Consider the following 12,890-nt stretch of genomic DNA (forward strand, 5'->3'; position numbering starts at 1 on the left):
GCTCTGACATCTGTTTTTCAAGATTTCACTCATCTGAATTAATAATGTACAATAAGGCTTTTTATACCGAGAAGGCCAATGAGTTTTGAGCAACTACTTGAATTGATACAATGGTTTTCAGCAATCAGCAATAGTAAATTCCCCCTATCAACGAATATCCCAGTTTCCACTAAAGATTGGGAGTTGCTAAAAAAAACTGCGCAAGAGCATCTCAATCTATTGCAGCAAGCAGAGACTCAATCCTCCGACACAGAAAAGAACATTAACGCTATAGAGCGCGCGATGAGTTTTATTGCATTTTGCTCAAATCAGGACGACGAATTAACTAACATTAGCCAAGCTAGTCTACTGTGGCTCACAAACCAGTATAAAATTTTCAAAGAAGATGCAAAAAGACTATTTGTCTGTAGACTAAAACTAGGCAGTGTTTTCACGAATTACCTTGATAATCATAGCGACGCTATTGCATTTTACGAACAACACGAAGAATTACAGCATGCCTACCCAGCGGGGGCACAATTTATTAAAGAAAAGAAAGAGCAGGGTGCTGTCGAGACAAAGACATTTGATGAATTAATTAAGGATATTCACTTTCAGCTAAAAGAAGTGAACCAGCCTTTTACAGTTATTCCATTATTGGACGAATATTTTGATGAACCTACTCGTCTGGCTGCATTTATCGTATGGTTATGCCAGCAAGAAGAAGTCTCAGAAAACCAGGAGGGTAGTGTTGAAGAACGAATTCTTAACTCTGGCTTACTACAGGCTATTTTTAGATTTCATATCCAAAATCTGAGTCAAGAAGATAATCCATTATCCAGGCTCTATAAGCTCTTATCAGAAAACAATGCCACCAAAGAATTAGCCTATCTGGCTACCAAGCATACAGTAGAAGAATCGGCGTGGCGCTCTTACAATTTAGCTGGCCAATTGTGTCTCCATGCAACTCTTAACGTAGCAGAAGAAAATAAAATCGAATTTTCAGGAGTATCTTCGCAAACTGCTTTTAATAATCTGTGTAGCTTATTCAAAGACACGTTTTTTTATCATGCGTTTAATTGGCTTTACCATGATCAAAAGAAAGAAGAAAATTTTTCACTCTGGCGGAAAGCATTAAATGAAAATGGTGTTGCATTTAATGCTCTACCTGATTTAATTAATCAATTAATTACCAATTATGAAGAGAAGCCACTCTATTTAAGACTAGAGCTTTTGGCTAAATTGGTTTCAAAAGATACCTTAACTTATCATCTTATCACTCAGCAACAAGTCAATATCATTTATTTACTTTTTTACCATAAGTCGACTATCTATGATTTTTTCAAAGGCGAGGAACTTATTGGATATTTAAATAATTTCCTGGCAGATACCAAAGTTGGGGCCGAGAAAAAATTTGATCTTATTTACCTTTTGCATAAATGGCTAAGGAGGAACGGGAGTACTCATTTGGCGCATCTGATCTATCAAATGCTTGTTAATTTTCTGTTACAGCCTCCTTATGTTTTATTGGATGATAGTCGAGTTGAGATGATGAGAGATGAGTATCAAAAACTTATCTTTTCAGATCAGTATTATAGTGAAGAAGATAGTAGTAGTGATGATGAGTTAGTCCCTGAGCCCTCAAGTGATGAAGAGGATAGTGAAGAGAGTGTTAGTGAAGATGGGTATGTTAGTGAGGAGGAGAATGCCGCTTCTGATGAGGAAATTGAGCACACTAATCTTCAGTATGTAATGGCGAAATTTTTAAAAAAACTCGATGACTATTGTGATGATGAGTGGGTTGCTTTCTGTGATCTTAGATTGGGCAAGGACACTTTTGACAATAAAGATTACGAAGCATTGTTTGAACGGTGGTCTATTTATATGCGTAAAAGCCACTTCTTTCGACGCACTCGTTACCCAGATAAAGAGATTCCGACTTTCAGAGAGACGAAGTTTAAAGAAACACTCATCAAATATCGTTTTTCTTTATTGCAAGACAAGTTCGTATTGGAAGATATGCTGGCTGTCTTATTTAATTTATCGGAAGAAAAGGAGATATTTTCCTGTCAACAAGCGTTAGTCAATGTGCTTATTGAAAGTGATGGTGCGCTTGGTAAACAAATTATTAAATTATTAACGCAATATAACCGTTATTGGTTTTTCATAGTTTGGGATGAAGAAAGACCATTCCTATTAAAAGAAGCAGTTCGAAACCGCAATTTGGTACTTACGACTTATCTCCTGACGCAACGATGTAAACTTTTTGATAGTGTCCAGATTTCTAAGGGTTTTATTAAGGCAATTAAATTAAGCGATCTAACTTTTGTTAAGTTATTTTTGATTCCTGAAGTCATTCAGGTGCTTACTGGGGAACAAATAGAGTCGATATATAGGGCTGCATTGGATGCAAACAATCGAGAAATATTCAAATTTTTGCTTGATAATCGTCAATTATTATCACTACCAAAAACGTTATATCTAACACTGCTCGACAGTGCTGTTCTTTCTAACTCTACAGAAGAGCTCGTTTTATTATGTAAACTTGACTATGAGCTATCCGGTGATGAACTCCAGTCATTATTTTTGAATGCCCTTAGTCATGAACATTGGCATGGAGTCATTAGTATTCTTGATAAGAAAGCCAAGGGTCATTTTAAACCGGAGACTTTCCATGTCGCATGGGATTATGTATCCGAAAATTGGCCATTGACTCACCAAAGACAGTTTATTAGAACTTGTGGGACCCGTTTCAGTGCAGATCTAATAGAGCGTGCTACCTATTACTATTTTGGGGAAGGTAAGGTAGAAGGTGTCAGCGATTTAATTAAATTAAGAGGGGAGAATGAACTATCAAAAGCCAAACTTGAAAAAATATTTCAATATTCCCTGGAAAATGCAGAGAAGTGGTTTGAAGTTGCTTATCAGATCACTTTGGAACAGAGTGAGAGGGCTTTAACTCAAAAGGATGTTTCAACGGCAATTCTCGATATTGTGATACCTACAGAGGATAGCAAACTCTTAAACAAAATATATGAACGATTTGATTCAAGTTTACATCCTGACAAGAATACAGTGCAGCAAGCGTTTCGGCATGCTTTTAACGGGTTTGATTTTTCCACTATTCTGATTTTAGTTGACAAAGCACTGGGCTATCTTGATGCAAAATTATTACTAATCCATTTAGGTAGAGCATACCAAGATGGTTGGAAACCAATGATTAGGACATTAGAAAGCGCATGTAAAGCCAAAAATATTAGTTCTAAAGATGTAAGTACACTGATAAAGAAGTTGCCAGAAAAGGATGCACGGAACCTATGCTCTCTACAAGGGGACTTTGAACCTGATATTGAAGTTCTTTACGAAGCCGTGAGAAAGGGTAATTATTCGTTAGTATCAGTATTTTTTCAAGAAAATAACACTCTTAAAAAAAATCCCGATCTAATAAGGGGTATATTCACGGAAGCAAAAAAACAACCTCATTTATTACCTCTGTTTTGTCAACTACCCCATTCCCGATTTTTATCTTTTCAGGAAAAAACCGAACTGCTTCGTGATTTAGTAGAGATGGATGAATATCAAACAATCAAATCGTTTTGGGAGGGGGAGATTAGTTATCCAAGGACATTATGGATGGCAGCACTGGATCTGGCAATTGAGAAACAAAAACCGGATTTGATTTCTTTTCTTGATAAATTGACCTCTTATTACCAAATTGCATGGGATACAAAATTATTAGAAGGCGTTCGACTTGGTAGTTTAGACGTAGTAAAAACACTGACCAGAATACTGATATCCAAAAAAATACCCATAGATATTAACGGATTACGTAACGAGTCAAGTAGTAAAAATCACGTTCAATTGACAGCATGGCTTGACCAAATGCGTGCATTGCATGCTTATCAACGCGTTAGTGAATCTAAAGAAACGGTGTTACTGGAAGCACTGGCAGTGCTAAGGGATTACACTAAATCAGGTTCTACTCTTACACGTTTTTTTACAGGCCACTGGCATCGAAACCATATTACTGAAGTAACTGACATCCTTAACACATCTATAGTCTCCATAAGTGATTTGGTAGAAAAACTTAATGCTGTTCCTTTGGTCAATAAACACGGCTCTTTAGCAAGACGCATCACCTATATTGTGGATGTTTTGTTACCGCTTCATAATGCAGAGAACGATTCTGATGAAGACTCTAGTTACGACTCAAGCTATGAAGATACGGACTCCCAAACTGAGGAGAACGTATTTGAGGAAGAAGTGTTTCAAGCGCCTTTAAGTATATAAATTTTATGATCATATTATATATCCCCTTTACAAGAGAGCAAGCTGGTGATTTATTGTCTGCAACTGAACAATGGGTAATCAATCATCAGCGAAATTTTTCTGAAGAAATACAACTTATTTGCCATCAGGATAACTATAAGCAAAGTAGTATCTGTAGCAGTTCCTCTGTTTACATTCTGGCACATGGCTATGCAGGGATATTTGATAAGGTGGCGAATCACTCTGATGGACGGTTAGCAACATTTATTTCCATAAGCACTGTTGCTGACCGGTTTACGATAGATATGATGCCTATCTCTTATCGGATTGATGACATTCATTTTTATTCCTGCGGTTCAGAAAAAGAAAATCACCACAGGGCGTCCCGTTTTCAAGCTGAATGGCTACGCTCAAGTAATATGAGTATTTTTTACTATGCTGGGAAAATAAGTATTCCTAATGAAAAGGGCGAACGTTTAACTGAAGTTGAAGATAAGTTCTTTCCTATAAACCGGTACATGTTTAAATTATTTAACCAACAATTTTTAGAGCAAGAGTTTAGGGAAATACCGATTCAAAGACAGGGAGTACTTAGGATGATTACTGAGAATCCTATAAAAAGGCGAGAAAATTTTTTCTCAAACAGCAAAGAAAAAAGACTACTAATGCTTATTCAGCGTAGAAAAACTAAGGAAGAGCACGAAGAGACTGCTTCAATGACAGCAAGCTCTGGTATGTCTTGATTTCATTTTTCTTGGAGATAGCGAAGTAACTGCTTGAAATATCAATCAAAACCGCGCTATGCTAAGCAATGTGGGCCGTTAGCTCAGCTGGTAGAGCAGGAGGCTCTTAACCTCTGTGTCATAGGTTCGATCCCTATACGGCCCACCATTGATCTCTCAGTTTACTCAAAGAATCCAACCAGTTTTTAAATTGAACGACTTGCAGTAAAATTAGAAGCGCAATTTCCTTTTGTTATCGTATACAATTTCGAGCAATTAATTATGAATACTATAGATACCACTGTTGAGTACAGAAAAAGAATAAAAATTCCCCAACTTATTAGTCAGATAATCTTTTTCGGACGTTGGTTACAAGCTCCTTTATATTTAGGACTACTTCTAATTCTGACCGCCTATGCTTATCGATTTATAACAGAATTGTTTCATTTAATGCAGCACATTAATACGGCAGATAATACGCAAATTATGTTAGGAGTTTTGGATTTAATTGACGTAGTGATGATTGCAAATTTACTCATTATGGTCATTATGGGAGGATATGAGACCTTTGTGTCACGATTGAATTTACACAATCATCCTGATCAACCAGAGTGGTTAGATCATCTTGATGCTGGGGCAATGAAAATCAAACTCGCACTTGCTTTAATCGGCATTTCGTCTATTCATCTTTTAAGAACATTTATTGATCCTGGTAAACAAACTTTTGATAATGTCATGTGGCAAGTTGTGATTCATATAACACTACTGGTTTCTGCATTAGCAATTGCTTACACCAATAAATTATTGTCTCAGACTAATTAGCCTACTGTGTCTTTGCGAACGCAGGAAGCAATCCACTCTCAGTGGTTAATCAAGAATTAGCTTGATTCTTTCCCGTTTACTCGCAGACGTTTTATTTTGAACAACAGTTTTTGAATTTCTTTTGGCTTCCACAGGGGCAGGGTGCATTACGCGGAGTTTTAGTTAGGGACTTAGAGGATATTTTTTCTGGCTCATGCCCTGCTGTATAAAACCATGAGCCATTTTCATAATCAAATTCACTTAATTCATGAATAGTTCCAGGCTGATTGTTTTCTTTGAAACGCGCTATAAATTCAACGTAGCCTTTATTCGGATTTGTTTGACTAAGGTAAGCTTGCACCACCTTTAATCCTAACCAGGTCACGCGTTTTGCCCATATTTCTGCATCTGATGCATCAAAATGGATTAGAGGACTTCCGCGCATAGTTTGTTTAATATAATCGATATTAGCTTGAACATACGCTGTATAGCGCGAGCGCATTAATGCTTCTGGAGTTGCAGGGATAGACGCGCCGTTTATATAGGAACCACAACATAGGGCATAATTCAGTGAGGAACCGCAAGGGCATTTAGTCATGATTTAACTCCTTCAATCGCATTCTTGACTTTACAGAAAAGAGTACGGGGATATAATCGCGCACTCTGGCATATAATACCAACTTTTCTGCACAATAAAGACAATAAGTGATTGTTGAATCCAGTTTGAATTAAGAGCAAATAAAGCGCGTAAGGACTAACAAAAATATGATTACATTGTATCAATTTCCAAGTATTTGGGGATTACCAAATGCTAGCCCTTTTTGTTTGAAGGTGGAGACTTATTTACGCTTGGCAGAAATGCCTTATGAAATTAGGTTTGTGAGGAATCCTGCAAAAGCCCCTAAAGGAAAATTGCCTTTTATTAAAATTGATGAAAAGACTATTCCTGATAGTGAATTAATTATAGATTATTTGATTAATAAATTTGGTGACCCACTTGATAGAAATTTATCGAAAGAACAAAAAGCCTTCTCTATCCTTCTTGATAATACTTTTTCTGAACGTTTGTATTGGATTATGGTTTATTGGCGTTGGCAGGATGAAAAAGGTTGGGCTCATGTAAAAGATGCTTATTTTGCCAAATTGCCGGGCCTTGCAAGATTATTCATTCCTAATGCAGTACGAAAGGCAATGAGAAAAGCCTTATACCTGCAGGGGATAGGTCGTCATACCGCCGAAGAAGTTGCACAAATGGGATATAAAACTCTGGATGCTATTGCAGCGATGCTTGGTGAAAAAAAATATTTTCATGGTAATGACCTCACTAGCATTGATGCAACAGCCTTTGCTTTTTTAGCGAATATTGCGTGGCTACCTTTTGAAGATCCATTAAAAAATTGCCTGCAAAATCACACGAATTTGCTAGGTTTTTGCGAGAGAATCTGGAGTAATTTTTATCCTGAAATTCCTAAACCATTTAATATTCTATGATTTTACCGCAAAAATCAGGATGGAATTCGTAAACGAATTGTCATTAATGCCAGAAATTTATACTGGCTTTGCAATCATAGTTTTATTTGTTAAGATTTAAGGCGTTTAAATAACATTTGAGGTTAAGTATGCCAATTATTAACAGTACTCGTGTACAAAAAAAAGAAAAAATCAAGGCTGAAATCAGCAGCGAAACCTTTGAGATGATCACTGCGTATTGCGCTTGGGCGAATATTGATGATATTGGATTTTTTATTGAAGAAGCTGCAAGTTTTGTTTTTGCTAAAGATCGTGATTGGAAACAACATAAAAAAGCAGCAAAAAAACGCGTTGAGTCTACAAACGCCTAAGAATTCATAAAGGCGCCTATATTCTTAGCCGCCTTTATTTCCCGCTTAATATCCCCACTACAAAACCTGCATTTGCCAAGCATTCAAAATTAAATACGGTATAGCCATTAAATTGCCATCGCTCTATTCAGGCCTGAATTGGCTTGCGACCTAAGGATGTAAGTGGGGCTAGGATTAAGAAAACCAGAAAGAAGATACTTAACAAACCATAAATAAAATGTGAATTTATTGGCAAAGAGGGAGGGGGAACTAAACTGACTATTAATCCAATACTAATGCCTGAAAGCCCGAGAAATGCTGATAGTAAAATTATCCATGAATAAGATTTTCTATTAAAAATCAATTTAATGGCGCTAAGACATAGCATAAAATACATCAATAAATACACTTGAGTTGCTGAATTAAGCATGACCCAATAAGAGGTATTAATTGCAGGGAAAACCAAGAATAGAAGGCTAATTATAGAAACAAATCCTGCCTGTAAAATAAGTAATCTGGCAGGTACTTGTCGAGCATTCTTTTCAATGAGTTTTGTATACCTCACGCCTTCATTAATTGCAAAACTCAAACCTTTAATAGGTGCTATTATCCAGTTATTAGCAGTACCAATACAGCCTATGGCAATCAAGGCATTCATGAGAAAAGCCAACGGTCCACAATGTAATTCATTAAAAAATATTTCAATTAATCGGGGAATGCTACTAACAAAATTTAGTTGCTGTGCGGGTATAATCATGGCCAAAGTTATTGAGCCGAAAAGCATAGTAAAAAAAACTACAATGACTGCAATAAAAATTGCTTTTGTAATAGCTCCTGGCTTGCTTTCTTTGGCGTGAACCGCAGCAATCTCAATACCACAAAACGACAGCATAATGGCAGTTAAAGCTGTCCATGAATAAGGCGTGGCGGGAGGTAAAATAGGCTTAATAAGATCTCTGTGTGAAAAATACCAAAAAAGTCCCATAGTGAGTATGGTGAGAAAAGGCATTAAAAGACCAGCCAGGGTACAAAAACTATTAAAACGGCTCGACGTTTGAATCCCTTTTAAGTTGATCCAGGTTAAACACCAAATAAGCACAATGATTGTAAAAAAAATTAAATAATTATTTTCAGCAAGTTGAGGGGAAAAGCTATAGAGCAAAGTCCCTGCAATAAAACTTAAGAAAGTAGGGTAAATGAGAAGATTTTGTATGCATTGAAACCAAATAGCCATGAACCCTAATCGTTGTCCTAAGCCTTGTTTAACCCAGCCATAGATTCCTTGTTGAGATTGCTTTGAAAACCATGATGCAAGGATAGCAATAGGAAGTAAAAACAGGACAAGGGCGAGTATAAAATAATTAAATAATTGGCTGCCTGCGATCGCTGCAACGGGTAAATTGCGGATGCTGTCAACTGAACAAACAGTAATTAAGCTAAGACTGGCTATTGAAAGAGGCTTATTCATTTAAAATCTCAAGGATAAGCAACTTAATCCCCCATCTATTTTTCTAAATTCACTGACATCGAGGGTTGTTACAGGAAAGCCAATGTCTAGAATTGCTTGTTGCGTTTTTGAGAATCCGTGGGGCATTAAGACCGTGCCATTTACCGTAATGCAATTGGCTGCATAGGCTTCCTCATTTTCTATAGGGATTTGAACGAATTGCTTAAAGTCTGGGTGATTGATTAGTTCACCGCTGACGATAACATAGTTTTTTCCTAGGTAACTAATACCTGTTTTAAGATGAAGAAACTCTTTAAGCTCTACACAAGAGGCTGTATAACCTTGTGTTGTTAAAATTTGTATAAGTTGTTGAGCGCCATCTTTATTTGTCCTTGCTGAGAGACCAATATAAAAGTGGTTATCAATTCGAAGCACATCACCTGCTTCCAATGTACCTGGAGCAACAATGTAAGACCGTTTATTCTGATAGAATGCCTGAATTGTTGCTTCTATTTCCTTGACTTCACCTCGTCTTGAGGGAGCCCCGGGTCGAGTAAGAAGTGCAAGCTTTTCCGTGAGTAAAGCAACATCTTCTACAAAACAAGCATCGGGATAAGCATTTATTGGAGGTAAAATAGTCACTTCAACACCACAACCAATCAGTGCCTTGATATAGGCTTGGTGCTGTTCGAGCGCGAGCTCATAATCGGGGTTACCAAGATAAGAAGAAGACGTTAAGCCATTAATTAATGATTGGCTGGGTGTTCTAACAATAGCATTTTTAAAGTACATACTTATCCTAAGTGATATTCAATCCATAGTAACGTCTGTATTGACGAATGCTAAGCAGTTTCCCTTTTGACTTACATGAAGTCAATAGAAATAATAACTGTCTGGGATTTTAGTTCCAGACCCGCTGCCCATTAATAAAACCTATCTAATAAACGCATATCAGTCTGGTTGATTGCTCCAACTGGATGCCTCGGACAAGCCGAGGCACGTAGAAAAAATGGTAGGAGAAAAGCTGTTAACTACTCTACATGCGACTTGTCTGAGACAATCTAACAGCCCCTACGTGCCTTCGCTTGTCCAAGGCATCCATCAGAGGAAAGGCTGTTAACTACTCTACGTGCGGCTTGTGTCTGAGCAATCTAACAGCCCCTACGTGCCTTGGCTTGTCTAAGGCATCCAGCAGAGGAAAGGCTGTTAAGTACTCTACGTGTGGGGTGTCTGAAACAATCTAACAGCCCCTACGTGCCTTGGCTTGTCCAAGGCATCCAGCAGAGGAAAGGCTGTTAAGTACTCTACGTGTGGGGTGTCTGAAACAATCTAACAGCCCCTACGTGCCTTCGCTTGTCCAAGGCATCCAGCAGAGGAAAGGCTGTTAAGTACTCTACGTGTGGGTTGTCTGAAACAATCTAACAGCCCCTACGTGCCTTCGCTTGTCCAAGGGCATCCAGCAGAGGAAAGGCTGTTAACTACTCTACATGCGGCTTGTCTGAGACAATCTAACCGCCCCTACGTGCCTTGGCTTGTCCGAGGCATCCAGCAGAGGAAAGGCTTTTAACTACTTCTACATGTGGCTTGTCTAAGAAAATCTAACCCCCTGCGTGCCTTGGCTTGTCCAAGGCATACAGCAGAGGAAAGGCTGTTAAGTACTCTACGTGCGACTTGTCTGAGACTATGTAACCACCCCCTACGTGCCTCGGCTTGTCCGAGGCATCCAGCAAGATGCAGAGTCTAGCACATAGGTTGGTTATTGTTTATCCAACAAAACGACTTAAGATAAAATCATATTTGAAGATAATTCGGTAGTGGCTTGATTGAAAGCATTAAATACGACTTCTTTAACAAGATTATAGTCTTGTGCAGAGCAGCTTTTCTCTAAAGCAAGAAAGACTAATTTAACTATTTCTTCCACCGGAGTATGGGATGTCTTAATAAGCGCGGGGGTCTTGCCTAGAACTCTGTGAAGATGCTGCAGATAGTCTTCATCTGATAATACTCTTCCAGGGGTGTGTTGTATGAAGTTAATCAAGATAGAGCTATATCGTACAGATAAATCAGTTAAATCTTCGGAAAATTGTCTATCATTAACCGAGGCTAATTCGGTGGAACGGTAAAGAAGTTGCACTGCCAACTGAAGAGCAGGGTTACTATGTTTCTGCCCATAGATATTGCTTTCTTGCTGCAATTGTTGAGCTGCTAATAATAATCCCTGAGCCAGTTTTTCAAGTACTCGTGCGTCTTGGCCTCCTTGTGAGGGACATATTCTCTGTTTAGGGAAATAAGCCTTAATCCAATTCTTCATCAATCCCAAACATCGCTTACTATCCTGATTGGGATCAAGATGCGCCCAAAAGGAGCTATAGGACAAAGTTGCATAAGCAGGTTTTGGCGATTGTACAGGGGGGATAGGAGTATCTTCCGAAGCAGCCTTCATAAGGGCCTCTAGAGAGGACCAGTCCTCACTTGTGCATGTGGTGGAGGTAATTGCAATTGTTGGTGCAATTACCTGATTGGGAGGAGGAACAAAGGAGGAGGGCGAAGGATCGACTTCATTTTGAGAAACTTTTGGCTCTTCTGTAGGTGCATGTTTAGCTTTTTTTCTTTGAGATGTTTTTTTGTGAGCAGAAGATTTGTCAGAGGACAAGGTTTCACTTCGACGTTTTTCCTTTTTATAGTCATTAGCTTTGGATAAAAGGCTTTGTGCTTCTTCGCGAGTCTGCTTAATAGAATTAAAAAGTGCCTCATTAATGCCAAAATCTTCTTTGTAGGAGACATAACGATAATTGCGATCAATTTCTGCTTTAAAAGTGTCGCAGGCTTCAAGAACCGCCTTAAGTGCTGAGCTAACTTCAGCCGCATCATAAGTACTTTGCATTTTTATGTTAATAGAAAACAAATCTAACTTTGCCCTTAAGAATTTAATTTTATGCGTGTAATAGATAGCTTCAGTATTTTGTGGGCCAATAGCACCTAAATTATAAGGTGGTATTTTTCTTGCTGCGTTAATCACATATTCATAACATCTTTGGGCGTGATTTAGGCAAATGTCAAGTTTGGATGAAGGGAGTTTCTCTTTTTTTAAAAAAGCATATTCAATGTAGCTTTGAGCGACCAAAATAAGTGTTTTATTGCACTCTTCTAATTCTGAGATGTGGGCTTCTTTAAGCTCTTTCGCAATGTCCTTTTGAGATATTTTTTGAAATGCTTTGATATTTTCTAATAGATGTTTAGAGTCATTGGTTTCCGTAAAACGCATATAATTTGTATAAACAGTGTTAAGCAAAGCAACTAAATTAGACATAACAATCCTATTTTTTACATGAATAAAGAATGTGCATTATAAAAGAAGTATTCTTAATAAAATATTAACTTCATGTCTAAAATTTAATCTCCCCTTAAGTTTTGTCTCATTTTTTTTGAAGGAAAGCCAAGAAAAAGGACAAAACAGAGGCAGAAAGAATATTTTATTAAAATTTTCTTGACAGCTTTGAGGTGTCTCATTAAACTGCGATTCTTAATTTCGGGGCTATAGCTCAGCTGGGAGAGCGCTTGCATGGCATGCAAGAGGTCGGCGGTTCGATCCCGCCTAGCTCCACCATCATCAACTTCGGTTGTTGATGGGAAAATGTTTTAGGGTCCCCATCGTCTAGAGGCCCAGGACACTGCCCTTTCACGGCGGTAACAGGGGTTCGAATCCCCTTGGGGACGCCATTTTTGGCGTAATGTAAAAAATAGTTTGATTAAGTTCCAGGTCCCCATCGTCTAGAGGCCTAGGACACTGCCCTTTCACGGCGGTAACAGGGGTTCGAATCCCCTTGGGGACGCCATCTTTAAGATGGATCA

General features: G+C 38.1%; 9 protein-coding genes and 4 tRNA genes. 9 read left to right on the forward strand and 4 right to left on the reverse strand.

The genetic code is table 11. From position 1 onward, the window contains the following. Positions 1-78 precede the first annotated feature (78 nt). The 4 genes from LHA_RS04410 (at position 79) to LHA_RS04425 (ending at position 5,792) form a co-directional block, all read left to right on the forward strand. Positions 79-4,269: a DUF5617 domain-containing protein gene (locus LHA_RS04410; protein WP_045105462.1), complete on the forward strand. Its 4,191-nt coding sequence runs from the start codon at positions 79-81 to the stop codon at positions 4,267-4,269. Between the two features lie 5 nt (positions 4,270-4,274). Next, entirely contained in the window at positions 4,275-4,991 is a 717-nt protein-coding gene (locus LHA_RS04415) for a hypothetical protein (RefSeq protein ID WP_045105463.1), read from the forward strand. 72 nt (positions 4,992-5,063) lie between these two features. Then, positions 5,064-5,139, forward strand: a tRNA-Lys gene (locus LHA_RS04420). 113 nt (positions 5,140-5,252) lie between these two features. Then, on the forward strand, positions 5,253-5,792 hold the full coding sequence (locus tag LHA_RS04425; protein ID WP_045105464.1) for a TIGR00645 family protein: 540 nt from the start codon (positions 5,253-5,255) through the stop codon (positions 5,790-5,792). Between the two features lie 91 nt (positions 5,793-5,883). Here LHA_RS04425 and LHA_RS04430 read toward each other — a convergent pair whose 3' ends face one another. Beyond that, positions 5,884-6,369, reverse strand: a complete 486-nt coding sequence (locus LHA_RS04430; RefSeq protein ID WP_045105465.1) for a YchJ family protein — start codon at positions 6,367-6,369, stop codon at positions 5,884-5,886. 167 nt (positions 6,370-6,536) lie between these two features. On the opposite strand from LHA_RS04430, the gene LHA_RS04435 reads away from it, so the two are divergent. Both LHA_RS04435 and LHA_RS04440 read left to right on the forward strand, forming a co-directional pair. Beyond that, on the forward strand, positions 6,537-7,262 hold the full coding sequence (locus tag LHA_RS04435) for a glutathione S-transferase family protein (RefSeq protein ID WP_045105466.1): 726 nt from the start codon (positions 6,537-6,539) through the stop codon (positions 7,260-7,262). A gap of 128 nt (positions 7,263-7,390) precedes the next feature. After that, positions 7,391-7,612 (forward strand): hypothetical protein, encoded by a 222-nt coding sequence (locus tag LHA_RS04440; RefSeq protein WP_045105467.1) that lies wholly within the window; start codon positions 7,391-7,393, stop codon positions 7,610-7,612. A gap of 127 nt (positions 7,613-7,739) precedes the next feature. Here LHA_RS04440 and LHA_RS04445 read toward each other — a convergent pair whose 3' ends face one another. The 3 genes from LHA_RS04445 to LHA_RS04455 form a co-directional block, all read right to left on the reverse strand. Next, a complete protein-coding gene (locus LHA_RS04445; RefSeq protein ID WP_045105468.1) occupies positions 7,740-9,059 on the reverse strand; it encodes an APC family permease in 1,320 nt (439 codons plus the stop codon). Continuing rightward, positions 9,060-9,830, reverse strand: coding sequence for a dimethylarginine dimethylaminohydrolase family protein (locus LHA_RS04450; protein ID WP_045105469.1), 771 nt, complete (start codon positions 9,828-9,830; stop codon positions 9,060-9,062). A gap of 988 nt (positions 9,831-10,818) precedes the next feature. Then, positions 10,819-12,348 (reverse strand): hypothetical protein, encoded by a 1,530-nt coding sequence (locus tag LHA_RS04455; RefSeq protein ID WP_045105470.1) that lies wholly within the window; start codon positions 12,346-12,348, stop codon positions 10,819-10,821. A gap of 221 nt (positions 12,349-12,569) precedes the next feature. Between LHA_RS04455 and LHA_RS04460 the strand changes: the two genes are divergently transcribed. From LHA_RS04460 to LHA_RS04470, 3 genes are all read left to right on the forward strand, one after another. Next, a tRNA-Ala gene (locus LHA_RS04460) sits at positions 12,570-12,645 on the forward strand. Positions 12,646-12,682: 37 nt separating this feature from the next. After that, positions 12,683-12,758: transfer RNA gene (locus tag LHA_RS04465), tRNA-Glu, on the forward strand. 40 nt (positions 12,759-12,798) lie between these two features. Next, positions 12,799-12,874, forward strand: a tRNA-Glu gene (locus LHA_RS04470). Positions 12,875-12,890: the final 16 nt, after the last annotated feature.

This window comes from Legionella hackeliae, assembly GCF_000953655.1.
Lineage (GTDB): Bacteria > Pseudomonadota > Gammaproteobacteria > Legionellales > Legionellaceae > Tatlockia > Tatlockia hackeliae.

Bases quoted from the DNA above. Each gene is read 5' to 3' on its own strand.
- LHA_RS04410 (WP_045105462.1), top strand. From the start codon at position 79: ATGAGTTTTGAGCAACTACTTGAATTGATACAATGGTTTTCAGCAATC.
- LHA_RS04445 (WP_045105468.1), bottom strand. From the start codon at position 9,059: ATGAATAAGCCTCTTTCAATAGCCAGTCTTAGCTTAATTACTGTTTGT.
- LHA_RS04425 (WP_045105464.1), top strand. From the start codon at position 5,253: ATGAATACTATAGATACCACTGTTGAGTACAGAAAAAGAATAAAAATT.
- LHA_RS04440 (WP_045105467.1), top strand. From the start codon at position 7,391: ATGCCAATTATTAACAGTACTCGTGTACAAAAAAAAGAAAAAATCAAG.
- LHA_RS04435 (WP_045105466.1), top strand. From the start codon at position 6,537: ATGATTACATTGTATCAATTTCCAAGTATTTGGGGATTACCAAATGCT.
- LHA_RS04430 (WP_045105465.1), bottom strand. From the start codon at position 6,369: ATGACTAAATGCCCTTGCGGTTCCTCACTGAATTATGCCCTATGTTGT.
- LHA_RS04450 (WP_045105469.1), bottom strand. From the start codon at position 9,830: ATGTACTTTAAAAATGCTATTGTTAGAACACCCAGCCAATCATTAATT.
- LHA_RS04455 (WP_045105470.1), bottom strand. From the start codon at position 12,348: ATGTCTAATTTAGTTGCTTTGCTTAACACTGTTTATACAAATTATATG.
- LHA_RS04415 (WP_045105463.1), top strand. From the start codon at position 4,275: ATGATCATATTATATATCCCCTTTACAAGAGAGCAAGCTGGTGATTTA.